Consider the following 18,160-nt stretch of genomic DNA (forward strand, 5'->3'; position numbering starts at 1 on the left):
GTTTCCTTTAGTTGATTTATCGTTTTGATTCTCTCAACGGGCCTTGCTTCTCGGCCTTCTGAAAGGCCTCCAGTTCTTTATTGAGTTGCAAGAGATCGTCGGACGAGAACGGTTGCACGGCCTGCAGGTGATTTTCCCACTGCAACAGTCGCCGGAGAGCTTTCGCGTCGTGCCCGCTCAGTTCTGCCAGCCGATGTACCCACTCGTCAGGCGCCAGATCGGTCGACAGGCGGTAGTGCTGATGCAGGTGCTCGCGCCAGAACAGGAGCTTTTTTCGGGCGATGTCGGCCGGATGGCCGCGCCGCAGGTAAAGTTGCGCCAGCGTCTCGGCAAACTCGACTGAGCGGTTCCGCGGCGGTTCCACGACCGGAATGATGCGCTGTCGCCGTTTGGCTTCAAATGCAATGAACAACAGCAGAGCCCCCATCGTGATGAAATACGCCGCCCGCAACGGCGGCTGACGCAGGATGAACCGCAACGGCGTTTGGGGCTCTTGCCGTCCCGTCTGGTAATATTCGGTCCAAAACACGTCCTGCACCGGCAGGTACGAAAGTGCCGCCTCGGCGTACCCCACGTTCGGGTTCAGCAGGTGGTAGTTGGTGAAAGCTGCCGGTGTCGAGCTCAACAGAAAAGCCCCCTCTCCCCACACCAGCCGTATCAACACAGGTTCCTGCGCCTCGTTGCGCGCCAGCACGGTCGTGCGGGCGGTGTCGTAGGATGTAAAGTGCGCGAAGTGGTAATACTGCCGGTAGTGAAAGTCGGTGGTGGGCATGCCCCTGCCCTCTAAGTGTAGAGCAATGGTGTCGACCAGTTTTCCCTCTTGCGGCAGGGTAAACGCGCTCATTTCCAGGTCCAGGTCGAGCGTATCGGCCAATTCGCCGCCCACATCGGCGGCGGCAATGAACGCCGTGTTGCCTGCGCCCACCCACTCGAGCAGGGTACCCGTCTCCAGCGAGTCGAGGTAAAAGCGTTCAGAAAGACTCAACAGATTGCCACGTCGATCCTCTTCAGTTTCGTGGAACAGCTCGTAAACCGTTTCGCTGCCGGTCTGTACGGCATGCGCGGGAAACAGGTCCGGCAACAGGTCATGAAGCACGTAAGTATCGAACGGCTGTTTGCCGCGACGCAGCAGCGACAGGTCCCAGCGCAGGGGGGTAGGCGCCAGCCATTCGACGATGACCAAGACCAGAAACAGCCCGACCAGCCACGCGATGTATTTGCGGTTCTGTTTCATCGGAGTTGCTGTTGCAATTGTTGGAAAAGTCGCCCGGCCCGCTCAAAGCCTGAAGCACCGACGGGAAAATCGCCGTACCAGGCGTATTCGTAGACGGTCCGCAGGTCGTGAAAGGGCTGACGCACCGCGGCATGAGCCAACTCACTGTCGTATTCTTGGTTGGTTTTGCCGGGTTGCCAGCGAATCAGCCCCCGGTCGGTCAGGAGCTTGAGGGCATGCAGGTAGCGCATCCGCACCGCCCGGCGAAAGTCCTGGGCCGCCAGGGCGTCGGCCACTTCTTTCTCGAAATCTACCGCGTGGATGTTCTCTTCCATCACCTCAAACTTTACCTGTCCGGAAGCCCGGTTGCGGTAAAACAGGCCGCTCACGTCGGTGCCGATCACCCGTAAAACCACGTAGACCAGCAACGCGGCGGCCCCTACGTAGACCAACAGTCGGAACAGAAACCCGGAACCCTCGTATTGGAACACCTTCGCGATTTGGCGGTACAGCCAGTGCAGGAAACGCTCCCACCACCCCGCCGTCGGCGGCGCTTGTCGGTCGTACCGGAAATCGCGGTCGTGTAGAAAAACATCTCGCTTGGCCGGATCGAAATGGCGGATTTCCGGCGTTGCCGGGGGCACGTCTGTCGGCTGAGCACCCACCTTCCCCCCACCCCACAGCAGGCACCAAAGTAGTAGGCCCCAAAGGCGGCAATGGTTAGTACAGCTCGGCATCGTCGCTTGTTTTGGAGAGCCCCACGGTCTGAATACGCGCCAAGAGGCCGGTGGCTTCGGTGCGTTCTACCTGACTATAATAATGCATGAGAAGTGCCAGAATGGGCAAAAGGTACAAAACATAAGTGGCTGACGAGAACAGAGCCGCCAGCCCGAGGAACACCCCCTGCCGCCAGGAGGCCGTTTCCAGCGCGTGTAGGCTCACCACCGAAAAGAGGTTGTAGTAGGCCAGCGAAAACGACAGGTTGATGACGTAGACTAATCCCCAAAACAAGAGAAGCAACAGAAACGTGGCCCACCACTGTTGTTTCAGCAGGATGCCCGAGCGCGCAAACCCGGTAGCGACGTTACTATCTTCCTGTACGAGCGCCGTGAAGGTCAGCGAGAAATCGACCGCAAGGTAGATCGCCGGAAACAGCAGCAGCACGCCCGCCAGGGTCGATATTACGACGTAGCCCAGGCCAGCCCCCATCAGCCGCCCGATGAGGCGATTGGTAGCGCGCCAGGCCGCACCCACCGTTGGCGCCTCGCCCGCGACGTAGCTTCCTACGTATGTGCCGATCATGATGGTAAACACCAGGTACATCAGCCCCAGCCACAGCACATTCAGCAGCATCATGAACGCCGGCGACGTCAGAGGCGCTAGGTAGAACGGCAGAAAATTCGTACCCATACCCGACACCAGGGCCAAAGGCACCACGGATCGCGAGAGGTAACTTTTCAGCGGACGGAACTCCTGGCGAATAAAGGCAAACACGTAGGCACCGCTTTCCTGAAAAGTCCGGATCTGGCGCAGGTCGAGTTGGGTGGTTAACGTTTCGCGCATCAGCGTTGCTCCAGGGCTTAGTAGGTTTCGGTTTCGTCGGAGGGTTTGGACGTGCCGACGGACTGGATGCGTTCCATCAGCCCTACTGCCTCTTTGCGCTCGATTTGCGAAAAATACTGAAAGGCCAGCCCCAGCCCCAGCACGGCCGAAAACAGATACGCAGCCAACATGCCGAGCGTCGAGCCTACCACCATCATCACACCCAGCCAGGCGGGTGCAGCAGTTTCGGTCGCTACCGAATGCTCCATGAACATGCCTGCGATGAGGCTCAGCGGAATGGTAATGGCCCAGATGAACACCACAATTAGCAGATACAGTACTACCATCAGGCCGAACGTGCTCCACCATTTGCCTTTGATCAATTCGTAGGAACGCGACAGGGCTTTCGCAGGGCCTGCATTTTCGTGCACCACCACGAGGTAGGCGAAGGAAAAGCTGACGGCCAGCCAGATGCCGGGGAAGAAGAAAAACAAGGTCGCCAGTACAACCGCAAAATAGTAGAGGATGCCCGTTAGCAGCAGACGCCCCAGCCGAGGCCAGGTTTCTTGCCAAATCTCACTGACCTCGAACGAGGTAGCCCCGCGCACATACCGCGAAACGTACACGTTCAACACCCCGGTGCTGACAATGAAACCCGCAACGAACAACAGCATCAGCAGAAGTTGTGAAAGCAGGTAAGTGCCACTTACCATCGGATTCGCCACGGTTGTCAGCGGATCGGAAGAGGTGGCGGGTATCAGCACCGACGAGAAAATAAACTGCTGAATCAGCCCGATCAGAATACCCGTGGCCAAAGCGAAAGGGCCTACGATAAAAAGCAGGGCTTTGCCGAGTGAGCGGATCTCCTGACGAATGAAGCCGAAGGTGGCGCCGACTTTGTCGCCGAAATCACGAACCCGGCGAAACTCAATGCGTTCTTGTGTTATCATGCTGGTGTATAGAGCAAAGCATTAATACTGTTCTTCGTGTGTTTGGCCGCCGGCAGTTATGCCTACCTGCTGGATGCGCTGCATCAAACCCACCGATTCTTTTTCTTCGACGAGGCTGAAATACTGAAACGAAAGCCCCAAGACAGGAATGATCATCAAAAAAGGGTACGCCACCGTAACGCCGACAAACAGAAGCATCCGGATTATCTGAAAAAAGAAGGGCATCTCGATCCAGGAGTCGGTGCTGTGCATCTGGTACACACCGAAGAGCAGGCTTGGGATCATCGCGGCGATCATCGAGAGCAGCAGAATCATCCCCCAGAGCACCACGACAATGCCACAAGTCTCCCACCAATGCTCCTGAACCAACGCCCGCGACCGGCTAAAGGCTTCTCCAATGTCGGCGCGTTCCTGCACCACCACCGCATAGCCGAGCGACCACGCCACCGCTACCCAGACGCCGGGTATCAGGAAGACGAGCATGCTCAGCCCAATGCCCAGGGCGTAGAGAAACGCCGTCAGCAACAGCAACAGGTAATGGGCTTTTACCTGCCGCCACACGTCGTGTGGAATTTGTTGTCGGTTGCCCGCCACGTAGTTAGCCACGTAGCCGTAACCGACTGCAAAGGCTAGAATGCCCACCATCCGATCGAGCACGGTCGCCACCACCTGCATCCCCATACCGGCAAACGGCAGGTCCTGCATCGAAAACAAAAGCACGTTTTCCTCATCGGTCAGGGCTTGCAACAACGCCGACGCCACGGCAAAAGGGCCGACGGTCACCAGCATCACACGGCCCAGAGGCCTGATTTCCTGACGGATAAAAGCAAAGGTGGCATGAATGATTTCGCTGAAGTTGCGGTGGTACCGAAACTGGATAAAGGACGAATTATTCATGCTTTTTCTGTAATTGGTAAGGATAGACCACAAAATACCACAAAATGAAGCTGGCCGACCCGCCAATGATGGCCACTTTCACCGGCCAGGGCATGTCGGTCAGGCGGGTAACGAACGACTCCAGGAAACCTGCCACGATGAAAATCGGGACCAGCCCGACGACGATCTTCACGCCCTTGCGGGCACCCTTCCGAAACGAGACGCCCCGCGGATAGGTCCCGGGAAACAAGATGCTGTTGCCCATCACCAACCCGGCCGCCCCGGCAATCACAATCGCCGAGATTTCGAGCGTCCCGTGAATCCAGATGGTGAGGAACGAAGTCAGCAGCAGGCCCTTCTGGTAAAAGAAATACTGAAACGCGCCGAGCATCACGCCGTTCTGAAAGAGCATGTAGCCGGTCCCGAACGAAAGCAGCAGGCCCATCGCGAAGGCATAGAACGACACCCGGATGTTGTTGAAGGTAATGCCAAAAAACATGTCCGTCTGGCCCGCCTGTTTGTAGACACCCATCGGATCGCCCTGTTCAATGTTGTCCAGGGTCATGTTGATGTAGGCATCGCCCAGGATCAGCCGCGCAAAGGTGGCGTCGTTCGCAGCCGACAGTGCCCCGATGACGCAGGCCAGAAAGAAGATGAGGAAGGAATAGAGTAAGGGCCGGCGTGCCTCGGCCATGAGGAGGGGGAGTTCCGTTTTCCAGAACTGCACCAGGCGGTTGCTGCGCTCGCGGCGGTTCCGGTAAATCTGCTGATGCACCCGTGCCGCCAGTTCGTTCAGGTAGGCCGTATTTTTACTGTTGGGGAAGTGCGTTTGCGCAAAAGCCAGGTCGTCGCTTACCTCGACGAACAGATTCGCCAGCAAATCCGGGTCAGCCGACTGCTGTCCGTTCACGAGCGTTTCAAACTTACGCCACTTCTCGACATGGGTTTGGATAAAAGCGGCTTCGCGCATACCTTTCATCGAAGTTCAGCCAAATATAATGGAAAAAGTAAGCGTCGAAACGACCCATAATGTAAGAATTGACTACCCACTGGCGTCGGTAGGTGACCGGATCATCGCATTGCTGATCGATCTGATCATCTTAGTTTCTTACGGAATACTTCTCACGTACCTGATCGGCCTTCTGTCCCTGCCCACCTCCGGGGCAGCATTTGTGATCTACTACCTGCCGGTCTTCCTCTACCAGCTGCTCTGCGAGATTTTCCTGGAAGGGCAAAGCCTGGGCAAAAAGCTGGTTAAAATCCGGGTGGTACGGCTGGACGGCGGGGCCGCCGGGGTGAGCAATTACCTGCTGCGGTGGCTACTCTACCCGGTCGATCTGTTGTTTTTCGGGGTAGCCGCCATCCTGACCATTCTGCTGAGTGGCCGGGGCCAACGTCTGGGCGATCTGGCCGCAGGCACCACGGTCATTCGTCTCAAACGCCCCGCCCAGACCTTCGAACATCCATCACTCGCCAACCTTCCCGCCGATTATGCACCGTACTTCCCCGAAGTCGTGCGCCTCGACGACCACGACATCGAACTGGTACAGGAAGTGCTGCTGGCCTACCGACGGCAACAGCAAAGCGGCCCGGTCTATGCGCTGGTGCAACGCCTCACCGAAACCCTACAGACCGACATGAAGGGCATGAATCCGGTAGAGTTCCTCAAAACCATCGTGCGAGATTACCACTTCATCGCGACGCGTCCGGCGGCGACTCAAAACACGACCTCCACCGGCACCTGGGGATGATAAATTCCCTTTTGAGGCCCTCCGGTTGTCATCCCGAACGATAATGATCGGGCCGAGATCGTCTGCTTGTGCAACCAGCGTTCTCCCCACTGCGGCAGACCGCTGCGGTCGAGAGGACAGTAAGGTTGAACGAACGCGTTACGACTGCATCGCTTTTTCCACGACGGCCTTCATCTTCGCCAGACCGGTCTTGGCGACCTGCAACGCGTCCTGTTTCCAGTAGGCTTCGTTGAACAATTCCAACGAAAGGAGCTTTGGTCCTCCCGCGCGGTACAACGTTTTGATGATTTCCACCAGCGGACCTGTGCCGTCGCCGGGATAGAGGCGGTGGCTGTCTTTCAGTTGCTCGCGCGGCGGGGCGGTCGGGTAATCGTTCATGTGGAACACGTCGATAGCCTCACCGTTCACCAGCCGCAAACTGGCAATGTCCGATCCGCCCCGGTACAAGTGGTACACGTCTGGCAGGATGTGCGCCTGCGGATGTTGACTCGCAACGGCGACGAACATGACCTGCGCCAGCGTGTGCAGGTTTTTCGAAAAGCCCCAGATCTCGAGTTGAGGGACCACGCCGGTCTGATCGCCGATCTCCAGCAGAGCACGGTAGCGTTCGGCAGCGGCCATCAGGTCGAGTCCCGGTTGTTCGGTCGCGCCCATTGGCGGGGCAGCGGTGCGCGGACACCCGATTTCGGCCAGCAACTCCATTTCCTGTTTGGCCTGGTCCATGCCTTTTCGCCGGGTAGTGGGATCGTCCACAATCCAGGTCGCAAACCCGATGGCGTCCTCGACTTTGATACCCAAATCGCCGATCATCCGGCGCACTTCCTGCGGCGTGTGGCCCTGTTTCAGGTACTCTTGCAGGCTGTTGATCCAGATTTCGACCCCGTCGTAACCGGCTTGTGCGGCCACTTCCAGTTCTTTGCGAAACCCCAGCTTCTGACCTCGTAAGGTGCTCATGTTCAGTGAGTACCGGAAGGGTGATTCGGTTGGGGGAGTTTTCGGACGACTGTGGAGGGAAAGGGGTAGCAAGCTGGCACTAGCGGCCAGACCAATGCCAGCGAGGGCTTTGCGGCGGGAAAGGGAGGTGGTGTTCATCCGCTAAAAATAGCACAAATCAGATGGTTTGCATAAGCCTCGCTTGCCGGGTAACGAAGAAGCCGGAAGCGTTGCAAAAACATCACTTCCGGCTTACTTTATGGCTAATTCAGGAAATTGCGGAACAAGATTAGTTGGGTTCTACTTCGACGGTAATGGAATAGATACCCAGCGCTTCAGCACCCGGATAAATCGGATCAAAGCTGTCGGTCACCGAAGGGCCGTATGCCTGGTTCTTGTCGCGGATGCGAATGTTCATCGGGGCATTGTCGGGCAGGTACCGCGCCGTGATTTTGTATTTGCCCAGGGGAATGTCTTCAATCATCGAAGATTGGGGTTGTAGCCTGAGGGTCTGTCCGGTACTGCCGTCGATCAGCGGCATGACCGGCTCCAGCGTCAGTTCGACCTGATCCACATCAAAAAATCCCAAGACGCCGATCACTTCCATTGAGCCCCCATAGTAGCCTCCACCCCCGAAATCGTCCGGTCGCTCACCGGTGAGTTTCCAGCGAAAGTTGCGCACCGCTCCCTCTGTCCCGGCGAAGGCATCACTGCTTTCCGGGTCCAGATCGAGCGTATACTTCTTGTTGTCGTAGGTGACGTCGATCGTGCCGATCACGTACCAGGAACCCGGCGTGACCTCCAATTGGTAGTTGCCTGCAGCGTCGGTTTTCCCCAGGATGTTGTCGTTGTAATACTGCGTATTGCTCACGACGATGTCGGCACCCGACAAGGGACGGCCCTGTGTATCGACCACTTTTCCCGCCGCGTATTTTTTATCGTCGGCAGGGGCGGGCATGTCCGGGTCGGTACAGTTCAGCAAACCCAGCATGATACCGAGGTTGCCCAGAAGAAGAAGTTTTTTCATAGCCTTTGTGGAAAGAGGAGTGTTCCTTCACAAAGGTGCATCCGCACACGTCTCTCCTTCTTGTAGAAAGCCGACGCTCCGCGCTCGCCGGGCTAGTCGACGATCATTTTTCGCGACTGCGTTGTGGTGGCGGTTGTCACGCGGTAGAGGTACACGCCCGGACGCAACCCCGCACCAGAGACCGAAAGCGCGTGTTTTCCCGGATTCAGCACCGGTTCACGCACTGTTTGTAGGTGTCGCCCCTGCAAATCGAAGATGCTGACTTCGACGGGACCGCGTTCCGTCACCGTGAAGGGAATGGTGGTGCGCGTGCGGAACGGGTTCGGGTAGTTTTGCTGTAACCACGACGTCGGCAGTTGTGTGCTCCAGTCGGTCAGCGCGGTCGGAAGCCCCTCGTCGGACCGGAAAAGTGTCAGAAAGCTATAAAAATCCTCGTTGTAGGTCTCGCCACCAATCACCAATTGCTCCTGCGCATTTTTCACCATTTTTCCCGGAAAAATCGGGTTGCCCGCCTGCCCGGCAAAGGCATGCAGTTCGATGAAGGCCCCCGTGCTGTCCACCTGGCTCAGGGCCGCGGCCGAAAAGCCGGTGATGCTGAACAGATCGGCCCGTTGCGGGAAAGGGTCCAGCAAGACCTGCTGGAGAATGTAGCTGTTGTCTTCCCCGTCGGTTTCCAGCGAACGGTAGTAGAAATTCGGCTCCAGGGTGGTAAGCCACGCCTGCTCCCCATCGGGTGTATAGCGCATCAGCGCCGTTTTCACGCCTATTTCCCAGTTCAGGGTGTAGCCCCACACCAGCAGATCGCCATTCGTCAGCATTCGGATGCCGTAAGGCCGTTCGTCGGTCGAAGCTTCGCCGTAGCGCCGGGTCCACTGCCATTGCCCCGCTGCGTCGAGCTTCACCGTCACCAGATCGTTCAGGTACTCCATCGGATTGAGACTGATCCCGGCGGCGTAGATGCTTCCCGCGGCGTCTTCGGTCAGGTGCAGCGCAGTGCCGCGCTCGTTGGGTTCGGTCAGCACGGGTGTGGCCCAGACGGCCTCCCCTTCGGCATTGAATTTCAGTACGGTCAGGTAAGTGGTCTCCCCATCCGAAGCGGTGCCGGCCAGCAGCATACCGCCGTCGTTCGTCAGAAGGGTGTTCGTCGTGCCGCAGTTGGGCAGGGAATCGATCGCGTAATACGTCGCCCACTGCTCGGTTCCGTTCGCGTCGAGTTTGACCAGCGCAAAGGTCGGCATTCCATCGGGAGTTTCGGCGGCGGTTCCGGCCAGGTAGGTATTTCCGGCGGCATCGGTACGGGGAGCAACGACCTGTGCCCGCTGCAACGACGTCTGCGTTTCCCACGCCAGTTCTCCGGCGGCCGTGTATTTGCGGATTACCTGCAACGTACTGTCGAAGCTGGTGCGCGGCAACTGCGTCAGATGAACGCGCAGGTCGTTATCGGCGTCTACCAGCACGCGCATGCCCTCAACCGATGCCACGTCATCCCCAATAAACGTTTGCTCCCACACCAGCGCCCCCGTCGCGTCGTATTTCACCAGAGCATAGCCAATGTCGAGCCGGTTGACTTCGGCCTTGAACAGGCCGTACGTGGCCGTGACGTAGGTGTTGCCCAGCCCGTCGGCCACCATGTCGAGCATTTGCAGAGAAGCGTGTTTGGGTCCGGTGTAGCGGGTTTGCCAGGCCGGTTCGGTCAGCGAATCGGCGGGTGCAGCCGCGAACTTCACGGTTTCGTAGACATCGCTCAGGGACGAATAGGCACTGTGTACGGTCAGGTAAAACGCGCCTGTCGCGTCGCGGCCGAGGCCCACCAAACTTTGTAACGAAGCAGTATCGGCCACGATCTGCTCGAATACGGCATGCTGCACGACCGTTCCGTCGAGGTCGAACGTGACCGCAGAGGCGACATTCCCCAGTGTGAAGTTGAGGCTATCGGCCATAAAAAAGCCTTTGCCGCCCACCGTCGGACGTCCGGCGGCATCGAGGACGAAACCTGGGGCTGTGACTTCCATCATGCCGTTCGTCTCGGCCGCCCAGAGCGAATCGCCGGCCGTAGTGTAGGCCACCACCGCGTAGCCGTCGTCGCGAAAACCACCGTTGTGCTGCCCCGCCACGTACAACGTATCGCCGCCGTGGAGCGCCAGGTTATAGGCCCGCGTCGACTCGAACTCCTGCGGCGAACGGTAAGTACGCACCCACTGCTGTTCCCCGGCGGCCGTGTATTTCAACGTACCGAAACGGTCCAGGCCCCGATAATCGAAAATACCCGTGATGTACACCGCATTCTGCGCATCGATAGCAACGGCCTGCGGCAACGAATTCGTCGGAAGCGCTTCCTCCCCTTCTTCCAGGTGCTGGTAGTCGTAGCGCTGCTGCCAGAGTACATCGCCCGCTGCGTCATATTTTATGGTATAGTACCCTACGTAGCCGCTTTCGTTCGGACTGTAGCCCGTGACCAGGACGTTGTCGTCCGCATCGACCGCGACGGCCGTCGGTTCGTTCCACGTATTGTCGCCCAGCCCTGCGTCGCGCGCCACCCACACGACCTGTCCCTGTGGGTCGTACTTGATGACCAGATAGTCGACGGACACGCCGGACCAACTGAACCCGGCTACGATAATATTGTTCTGACTGTCGACGGTGAGGGCGGCGGGCACGTCGATTCCTTCGGCGGGACCGCTGTAGACCTGCTGCCAGACGAGTTGTCCGTTCGGATCGTATTTCAAGACTTGCAGGTCGTTGTCCGACCCGTTCCAGTAAGTACCCGAAACGAGAATGTTCTGAGCGCCATCCTGCGCTAGTTGCAAGCCGGCTTCGGCCGCAAACGGCGCGGCCGATTGCCGGGCTTGCCACACAACATCCCCTTCGGCATTGAGCTTGAGGGTGTACACCTCGTTGCCGGGCTGCTCGGTCGCCGAGCTGGTACCGGTGATAAACGTATTGCCCTGGCCGTCGCTGATGCTCGCCAACGGCTGGTCGAACCCGCCCTGGGTGCGCGGTGCATAGTAAGTATCCAGACGCCAGTCGTCCGGAAGGGCCTGAGGGAACAGGCCGGGTGCAGCGGTTCGGGAAAGGGTTGCCTGTCCGACGGTATTGCGGTGCATTAATCGGGTAGAATCGTGTGGTGCCTGGAGGCGTCCCAACACACCGGCCTGGTAGGCCACGGAAGCACCTCTGATGTGGCGTAGCACGGCAGAAGAAGGTTGTGCCCATCCATTCTGGGCGATCATCCCTAACAAAATAGTACAAATCAGCAAAAAACAGAAACGGGTCGAGGTCGGCATACGCATGGGAAAGGAAAGTGAGAAAATTCCCTGCGACACGCCACGTACTGGCTCACCGGCCGGAGGGAAACACAAGCTTTCTGAATTCTGCGCAGAATGCCTAGCATCAGGCGTTGACAAAAGCGTTGACAGTTAGCAAAGTGCCTCTTCCAGAAACGTTTCGACCGAATCGTACTGGTGTCGCTGGAGTTTCTTCTTCAACCGCAGCTTGCTCACCCGCACACTCTGCGGCGAAATTCCCAGCAGATCGGCCATCTCGCGGCTTGTCAGGTTCAGCTTGAACAGCACCATGTAGCGCACTTCGGCTTCGGTGAATGCGACCTTCGAAAGTTTCAATTGCGAAAAGAAACCGGGGTAGATGCTCTGGAACTTGGCTTTGTAGAGTTCCCAGTCTTCGTCCGTCAGAATTTTACGTTGCAACAACTCGTCTACTTCGGCAACCGGCACGGCTTCGGGTGCGGGACGACGTTGCGTCAGCGCCTCCTCCAACGAATGAATCAGGGAGCGTTGCGTCGACAGCGTAATGACGTACTCTTTCAGTTCCTGCTCCCGGGCGGTGAGCTGCTGCCGGGCCTGCACGAGTTGTTGCTCGGCCTGCCGGCGCTCGCGCTGTACCGTTCGCCACCGCCAGCGCCCGACCCAAACGCCTGCCAGCAGACCACCCAGCAGCACGGCCACGCCCCACCACACCCGCGTTTGCATCGACGCCTGTGCCGCCTGCAAATCGCGGATCTTCAACTCTTTCAGTTCCGATCCCAAATGCGCCTGGTAAAATGCCACCTCGCTGGTTTGCGTCTGCGCATGGAGGCTGTCGCTGAGTGCCTCGTAGGCTTTATGGTAGTACAGCGCCGAATCGAGTTGCCCGGTCTGTTCGTGGTACTCGGACAGGTTGGCAAGGGCCTCTTTGATGCGCAGGTGGTTATGGATTTCCTCGCTCAGCGCCAGGCTGTAGTGCACCGCGTCGAAGGCTTCGGGCAGACGTTGCGTGTGAAAGTAGATTTCTGACAGGTTGTTCAGCGACGTAGCCATGCCTTCCCGGTCGCCCAGCCGTTCCCGGAGGCGATGCGCCGCACGGTAGTAGTATTCGGCGGAGTCGTAGCGGGCTTCTATCTTGAAGGTTTGCCCCCGGTTGTTGAAAGCATTTGCCAGGTTTTTGTCGTCGTGGGTGCGGGTCAGGAGGGCGATGGCCTGTTGGTTGAAGGCGTAGGCCTTGGGCAGATCGCGCTGGTTCTTCCACAACAGGCCCAGGTTCAGGTAGTTGACGCCCAGCAACCGCTCGTCGTGTTCGGCTTGTGCCATCCGGGCCGAGGCCGTGAAATTTTCGATGGCCATGTCGCACTGCCCGAGTCGCCAGTGCACGAGACCGATGTTGTTCAGCCGGAGCGCCATGTTCCGGCGGTGGTTCAGGGCACGGTCCAGGGCAAAAGCTTTTTCGTAATAGCGCAGGGCATCGTAATACTGACTCAAGTACCAGTGGCTCAGCGCGATGTGGTGATAAACCTCGGTCAGCTGCAAGGTATCCTGGGGTGAGACGGTTGGCAGGTAGTCCCTCAGCAACCGTAGGGCCGCTTCGTGGTCGGAGGTGGTTTGTAGGTGCTCGACCCGCGCCAGCACGGGCGCTTCTTTCGTCACCAGTTGCGCCTGCACCCGCACCGACAGGCTGCCCAGGCCACACAGTATACACAACAGGCGCGTCCATACTACCAAAGAGTTCATAAGCAAAAGGCGGAGGGAGATGCTCATTAAAGGTAGACAAACTCGCCCGCAGAAACGAGGACGCCGCACAAAAGTCGCTGGCTCAGTGCACGGGGTTGAGTTGCGCCCATGCCCGAAGAGGCTCTGTCACAGGTTGTTGGCACACCTTGCGCCGACAGACGTAAATCAGGGTGTTTCCCGCTACCCATTTGTTTTCCAGCAACGGTAGGTTTTCGTCCGTTCCCCCCAAAAACAGACTCGTCGGCAGGTAGTGGCGTTGCAGCGCGGCACGTTTTGTTGCCGCCTCGGCTCCCACAATCGCCACTTCGTAAGGTTCGTAGGTCATCAGGCCCAGCAGGCGATCCCAATTGGCGTAGTAAGGACCACCGTCCGGGAGGTCCCCTTGCACCTGTTGCACCATCGTGCGGCTCATCGTCAGGTAGTCGGATTGATCGTAATAGTGACCCAACTGAAACAGGACGTGGGCCATCACCGAATTGGAAGCGGGCATCACGTTGTCGGACAGCTCCATTTTGCGGGCGATGAGGTTTTCGGCTTGATCGGACGTGTAGTAGAACAGCCCGCTGGTCGGGTCCTGAAAATGGGCCAGAACGTAGTCGGTCAGGGCACGCGCCTGCGTCAGCCAGTGCAGGTCGAAGGTCACCTGATAAAGGGCGATCCAGGCGTCGGCCAGCAATGCATAGTCGTCCAGAAACGCCGGAATCGTAGCCCTGCCGTCCCGGTAGTTTCGCCACAGCCCTCCCTCCTGCCGCAACATCTCCTTTTCCAGAAAATGTGCGTTGCGCAACGCCGTGTGCAGGTACGCCTCGTCTCCCAACGCCCGGTAGGCGTCCACGTAGCCCTTCAGCATCAGCGCGTTCCAGCCGGTCAGGATTTTGTCGTCGGTCGAAGGGCGCTCGCGCTGGTTGCGCACTTCCCGCAGCCGACGGTTCGCCGCAGCGAGCCGAGCCGTCCACACCGATTCCGTCAGGCCATGTTTTTGGGCAAACGTCGCTGCCGATGTTGTGCAGTACAGGATGTTGCGGCCCTTTTCCCAGTTTCCTTCCGGCGTCACGCCGTAGTATTCAGCCAGCAATTGCGCGTCGTTTGCGCCGAGCGCTTCGTGTAGTTCGTCGGCCGACCAGACGTAAAACTTGCCCTCTTCACCTTCGCTGTCGGCGTTGAGCGACGCATAAAAGCCACCGTTTTCGTCCTGCAGTTCACGTTCCACAAACGCCAGCGTTTCCCGAACTATGTCGGTGTAGCGCGGATTTTCGGTTACCTGAGCCGCATGGGCGTACAGACTCACGAGTTGCGCGTTGTCGTACAACATCTTTTCAAAATGCGGCACAAACCACCGGTTGTCAGTCGAATAACGTGCGAAGCCGCCGCCGATCTGGTCATACATTCCCCCCTGTGCCATCGCGTCCAGCGTGGTGGTGACGGCCGCCAGCGCTTTTTCATCACCCGTCAGGTAATGGTACTGCAACAGCCACTCGCCGCTTACCGGCAGAGGGAATTTTGGCGCGCCCTTGAAGCCTCCCCGCTCGAAATCGAGCAGCGGCTCCCAGGCCGACAGCAAGTCTTCGTACAGTTTCTGTTGCATGGCTTGGGCGGTATCGGCGGGCAGGGTAATCACGTCGTTCGTACGGATGCCTTGCGTAAGCCCTTCGGCTTGCTGCACGATCTTCTGGTGCTGCTCCCGGTACACCTGCGCGACCTGTTGCAGCACCTCGACCCACTGCGCTTTCGGAAAGTAGGTGCCCGCATAAAACGGCCGCCCGTCGGGCAGGGCAAAGGCATGGAGCGGCCAGCCGCCCCGGCCCGACAAAAGTTGCGCCGCTTCCATGTAAATCTGGTCCACGTCGGGACGCTCTTCGCGGTCGACCTTGATCGCCACAAAGTGGTCGTTCATCACGCGCGCCACGGCCGTATCCATAAACGATTCGTGTTCCATGACGTGGCACCAATGGCAGGCCGCGTACCCGATGCTGATCAGGAGTGGTTTGTTTTCGTCCTGCGCCTTCGCCAGGGCTTCCGGACCCCATTCGTACCAATGGACGGGGTTGTCGGCATGCTGCCGCAGGTACGGGCTGCGGGCCTGTGCCAGGTGATTCTGTTCGGCCTTTTCGGTCGGCGGTTGCTGAGCCTGCTGCGGCGCACACCCACTCACGAGGGCACCACAAAGCACCCACACCCGCCACCGCTTTCGATACTTCATCGGTATTCTGAAACGCTCAAACCAAAGGCAAACTACGGGAAAAGCATGAGAATCAGGAGGATGGGCTAGCCTCCTCCCCGCACTGGCGGCAGCAAAAAATCTCACCCTTACAAATGCAACCGATTGCATTACTTTCCTTCTTTTCTTACTTTGCTTCGGGTCGCACCGAACTCCCGTTGAGACACGAAAGCGACCAATATTTTTTTTACACCCTACATTTTCACCTCATGCAACACATTGCCTCCAAAGTGCTGGGCGCAGCATTGGTCTTTGGCTTTCCGTTTCTCGGATGGGCGCAGGGTCCGCCGATCACCGTTCAGGCCGAATCGGGCACCCTGGGAGCCGATTTCGCCACCCTGACCGAAGCGAGCGTCTCGTACATCACTTCACAAACCGATTTTATCAACACAACCAATCCCGGCAGCGATGCTCGCGTGGTTACCTATTCGGTAACGTTTCCCAGCGCCGGTTCGTACGCCCTCTACGCACGCGTGCGTGTGGGCCCCGGTGCGGGCAACGACGATAGCTTCTTTTACGGCAACGGGTTCGGCACCCACCCCTCGACCGACGACAATGGCTGGATTACGGCTAACCAACTGGGTTCGGTCGGCTATACCGATGCCGACGCGGTGGTCGGTGCGGGCGGCAACGCGATGACGGGCGTCTGGAAATGGATCAAGCTGTCGGACTTCAACGGCGGCGAGGCCCCGCCTGCCTTTACCGTACCGGAAGGAGCCCTGACCCAGACGTTCCAGATCGGAGGACGGGAAGATGGCCTGGACTTCGATCAGTTCGCGTTTGCGCCGGTGGGCGTTTATTACACCGTCGCCAACCTCGATAGCGGGCAGGCCGGAACGTATTACCCGCCGCTGGGCCCGAACGAGCCCCGGCTGGTGGAAGCGGAACGGGGTGACCTGATTCTGGAGACCGATACCCCCGTTTTTGCCATCGCCACCGAAGGCGATCTCCAGTACGTCCGGGTGGTTGAAGATTTTGCCGCCACGCAGGCGCCCGGCGACTCGCTGCACGTCATCACCTACGAGGTGAATTTTCCCAATGCGGGAACCTACGATCTGTACGCGCGCATCCGGGTCGGTGCCGGTAACTTCAATGACGACAGTTTTTACTACGGCAACGGATTCGGGGCGAAATCGCCTACGGACGAAAATGATTGGATCACCGTCAACGGCCTGGGGGCGGCTGGATACGCCGACGCGACGGATGTGGTGGCCGGGGGCGGCTCTGACGGCACTGACGTATGGAAGTGGATCAACCTTTCGGAGTTTGCCGGACAAGGGGAAACGCCCATTACGTTTACCGTGACGGAAGAGGCGCTGGTGCAAACGTTTCAACTCGGAGGACGGGAAAACGGACTCGATTTCGACAAGCTGGCCTTCGGGCCGGATACTGTCTATTACACGGTAGCCAACCTCGACAACGGCGAAGCGGGTTCGGTCACCCCACCCCCGCCGCCCTTCACGCCAACGGGGCCGCCCATTGCCCAGGGCAAAAGCAAATTTCTGGGGAACGTCTACAGCGCCTCCCAGCGGCCTTACTTCGAAAATTACTGGAACCAGATTACGCCCGAAAACGCCGGCAAATGGGGCAGTGTGGAACGCATACGCGACAACATGAACTGGACCGAGCTCGATTCGGCCTACGCCCTGGCGAAAAACAACGGCTTTCCGTTTCACTTCCACGTGCTGATCTGGGGGTCGCAACAACCCAACTGGATCGACACGCTCGCGCCCGCCACGCAACTCGAAGAGATTGAGGAATGGATGTCGCTGGTAGCCGAGCGCTATCCGGACATCGAATTTGTGGAAGTCGTGAACGAGCCCCTCCACCAACCACCGAACCAGCCGGGCAACGGCCGGGGAAATTACCTTGAAGCGCTGGGCGGCGACGGCGTCACGGGCTGGGACTGGATCATCAACTCGTTCCGCATGGCGCGGGAATACTTCCCGAATTCGCAACTGATGATCAACGATTACAGCATCATCAACGACGGGAACGCCACCCGGCGGTACCTGGAAATCGTCCGTCTGTTGCAGGAAGAATCGCTCATCGACATCATCGGCGTCCAGGGACACGCATTTTCGACCACCGGCCCGGAGGCCACGTTCAAGACCAACCTCGATTCGCTGGCGAGCACCGGTCTGCCCCTTCAGGTCACCGAACTCGACATCGACGGCCCTACCGACGCACAGCAGTTGGCGGAATACCAACGCATTTTTCCGGTATTGTGGGAACATCCGGCCATGATGGGCATCACCTTATGGGGCTGGAAGCCCGGCCAGTGGCGCACGGCCCAGGGGGCGTTTCTGGCCCAGGAAAACGGCGCGGAGCGACCGGCGCTGGTCTGGTTGCGCGAGTACGTTTCCGGCCTACCGACGGCGCTCGACGAAAACCAGTTGATGCGTGCTTCGTGGCGGCTTTACCCGAACCCGTCCGTGGCCGGTCAGTTTACCGTAATGCGCGAGGGCGAGTCGCCCGCCACGCTTCAAATTCTGAACACGCAGGGACAGCTTCTGCAACAGCAAACCCTACACCGCTCGCTGGAAACTGTGCAGCACACGCTAACGCCAGGCCTTTATTTTGTGCGCGTGTCCGGCGCGCAGGGCAGCACGACCCGCAAGCTTCTGGTGCAATAATCTTAAAGCAACCT

Annotated in this window: 13 protein-coding genes; 2 read left to right on the forward strand and 11 right to left on the reverse strand. The window is 58.6% G+C overall.

Translation table 11 applies throughout. From position 1 onward, the window contains the following. Positions 1 to 16: 16 nt before the first annotated feature. The 6 genes from BLR44_RS14120 to BLR44_RS14145 are packed head-to-tail and all read right to left on the reverse strand — an operon-like array spanning position 17 to position 5,551. Positions 17 to 1,234 carry a DUF4350 domain-containing protein gene (locus tag BLR44_RS14120; RefSeq protein WP_089682977.1) on the reverse strand — a complete coding sequence of 406 codons (1,218 nt, stop codon included), beginning with the start codon at positions 1,232 to 1,234 and terminating at the stop codon, positions 17 to 19. Continuing rightward, positions 1,231 to 1,950: a DUF4129 domain-containing protein gene (locus BLR44_RS14125; protein WP_089682979.1), complete on the reverse strand. Its 720-nt coding sequence runs from the start codon at positions 1,948 to 1,950 to the stop codon at positions 1,231 to 1,233. Before BLR44_RS14125 ends, BLR44_RS14120 begins: the two co-directional genes overlap by 4 nt. After that, a complete protein-coding gene (locus BLR44_RS14130) occupies positions 1,934 to 2,776 on the reverse strand; it encodes a hypothetical protein (protein ID WP_089682981.1) in 843 nt (280 codons plus the stop codon). Before BLR44_RS14130 ends, BLR44_RS14125 begins: the two co-directional genes overlap by 17 nt. A 17-nt stretch (positions 2,777 to 2,793) precedes the next feature. Continuing rightward, positions 2,794 to 3,705: a DUF7847 domain-containing protein gene (locus BLR44_RS14135; RefSeq protein ID WP_089682982.1), complete on the reverse strand. Its 912-nt coding sequence runs from the start codon at positions 3,703 to 3,705 to the stop codon at positions 2,794 to 2,796. 21 nt (positions 3,706 to 3,726) lie between these two features. Next, positions 3,727 to 4,602, reverse strand: a complete 876-nt coding sequence (locus tag BLR44_RS14140) for a hypothetical protein (protein WP_089682985.1) — start codon at positions 4,600 to 4,602, stop codon at positions 3,727 to 3,729. Further along, positions 4,595 to 5,551, reverse strand: a complete 957-nt coding sequence (locus BLR44_RS14145; RefSeq protein ID WP_089682987.1) for a stage II sporulation protein M — start codon at positions 5,549 to 5,551, stop codon at positions 4,595 to 4,597. The genes BLR44_RS14140 and BLR44_RS14145 overlap by 8 nt, the downstream gene beginning before the upstream one ends. 28 nt (positions 5,552 to 5,579) lie before the next feature. On the opposite strand from BLR44_RS14145, the gene BLR44_RS14150 reads away from it, so the two are divergent. Further along, the gene (locus tag BLR44_RS14150; RefSeq protein ID WP_089682990.1) at positions 5,580 to 6,332 is read left to right on the forward strand and encodes an RDD family protein; all 753 of its coding nucleotides are present in this window, start codon (positions 5,580 to 5,582) and stop codon (positions 6,330 to 6,332) included. Positions 6,333 to 6,470: 138 nt separating this feature from the next. On the opposite strand, the gene BLR44_RS14155 is transcribed toward BLR44_RS14150, so the two are convergent. The 5 genes from BLR44_RS14155 to BLR44_RS14175 all read right to left on the reverse strand — a co-directional run bounded on the left by BLR44_RS14155 (position 6,471) and on the right by BLR44_RS14175 (position 15,492). Next, entirely contained in the window at positions 6,471 to 7,286 is an 816-nt protein-coding gene (locus tag BLR44_RS14155; RefSeq protein ID WP_245706063.1) for a sugar phosphate isomerase/epimerase family protein, read from the reverse strand. Between the two features lie 268 nt (positions 7,287 to 7,554). Then, entirely contained in the window at positions 7,555 to 8,292 is a 738-nt protein-coding gene (locus BLR44_RS14160; protein WP_089682993.1) for a carboxypeptidase-like regulatory domain-containing protein, read from the reverse strand. Between the two features lie 92 nt (positions 8,293 to 8,384). Next, complete coding sequence (locus tag BLR44_RS14165; protein WP_218127084.1) at positions 8,385 to 11,522, reverse strand: T9SS type A sorting domain-containing protein; 3,138 nt, start codon at positions 11,520 to 11,522, stop codon at positions 8,385 to 8,387. A 186-nt stretch (positions 11,523 to 11,708) separates the two neighbouring features. Beyond that, the gene (locus BLR44_RS14170; protein WP_176956049.1) at positions 11,709 to 13,292 is read right to left on the reverse strand and encodes a tetratricopeptide repeat protein; all 1,584 of its coding nucleotides are present in this window, start codon (positions 13,290 to 13,292) and stop codon (positions 11,709 to 11,711) included. 82 nt (positions 13,293 to 13,374) lie between these two features. Then, positions 13,375 to 15,492: a thioredoxin domain-containing protein gene (locus BLR44_RS14175; RefSeq protein WP_089682999.1), complete on the reverse strand. Its 2,118-nt coding sequence runs from the start codon at positions 15,490 to 15,492 to the stop codon at positions 13,375 to 13,377. Positions 15,493 to 15,719: 227 nt separating this feature from the next. On the opposite strand from BLR44_RS14175, the gene BLR44_RS14180 reads away from it, so the two are divergent. Further along, positions 15,720 to 18,146, forward strand: a complete 2,427-nt coding sequence (locus BLR44_RS14180) for an endo-1,4-beta-xylanase (RefSeq protein ID WP_176956050.1) — start codon at positions 15,720 to 15,722, stop codon at positions 18,144 to 18,146. Positions 18,147 to 18,160: the final 14 nt, after the last annotated feature.

Source organism: Catalinimonas alkaloidigena, assembly GCF_900100765.1.
Classification (GTDB): domain Bacteria; phylum Bacteroidota; class Bacteroidia; order Cytophagales; family Flexibacteraceae; genus Mooreia; species Mooreia alkaloidigena.

Excerpts from the sequence above, each read along its gene's own strand:
- BLR44_RS14120 (WP_089682977.1), bottom strand. The coding sequence starts at position 1,234 with ATGAAACAGAACCGCAAATACATCGCGTGGCTGGTCGGGCTGTTTCTG.
- BLR44_RS14125 (WP_089682979.1), bottom strand. The coding sequence starts at position 1,950 with ATGCCGAGCTGTACTAACCATTGCCGCCTTTGGGGCCTACTACTTTGG.
- BLR44_RS14130 (WP_089682981.1), bottom strand. The coding sequence starts at position 2,776 with ATGCGCGAAACGTTAACCACCCAACTCGACCTGCGCCAGATCCGGACT.
- BLR44_RS14135 (WP_089682982.1), bottom strand. The coding sequence starts at position 3,705 with ATGATAACACAAGAACGCATTGAGTTTCGCCGGGTTCGTGATTTCGGC.
- BLR44_RS14140 (WP_089682985.1), bottom strand. The coding sequence starts at position 4,602 with ATGAATAATTCGTCCTTTATCCAGTTTCGGTACCACCGCAACTTCAGC.
- BLR44_RS14145 (WP_089682987.1), bottom strand. The coding sequence starts at position 5,551 with ATGCGCGAAGCCGCTTTTATCCAAACCCATGTCGAGAAGTGGCGTAAG.
- BLR44_RS14150 (WP_089682990.1), top strand. The coding sequence starts at position 5,580 with ATGGAAAAAGTAAGCGTCGAAACGACCCATAATGTAAGAATTGACTAC.
- BLR44_RS14155 (WP_245706063.1), bottom strand. The coding sequence starts at position 7,286 with ATGAGCACCTTACGAGGTCAGAAGCTGGGGTTTCGCAAAGAACTGGAA.
- BLR44_RS14160 (WP_089682993.1), bottom strand. The coding sequence starts at position 8,292 with ATGAAAAAACTTCTTCTTCTGGGCAACCTCGGTATCATGCTGGGTTTG.
- BLR44_RS14165 (WP_218127084.1), bottom strand. The coding sequence starts at position 11,522 with ATGATCGCCCAGAATGGATGGGCACAACCTTCTTCTGCCGTGCTACGC.
- BLR44_RS14170 (WP_176956049.1), bottom strand. The coding sequence starts at position 13,292 with ATGAACTCTTTGGTAGTATGGACGCGCCTGTTGTGTATACTGTGTGGC.
- BLR44_RS14175 (WP_089682999.1), bottom strand. The coding sequence starts at position 15,492 with ATGAAGTATCGAAAGCGGTGGCGGGTGTGGGTGCTTTGTGGTGCCCTC.
- BLR44_RS14180 (WP_176956050.1), top strand. The coding sequence starts at position 15,720 with ATGCAACACATTGCCTCCAAAGTGCTGGGCGCAGCATTGGTCTTTGGC.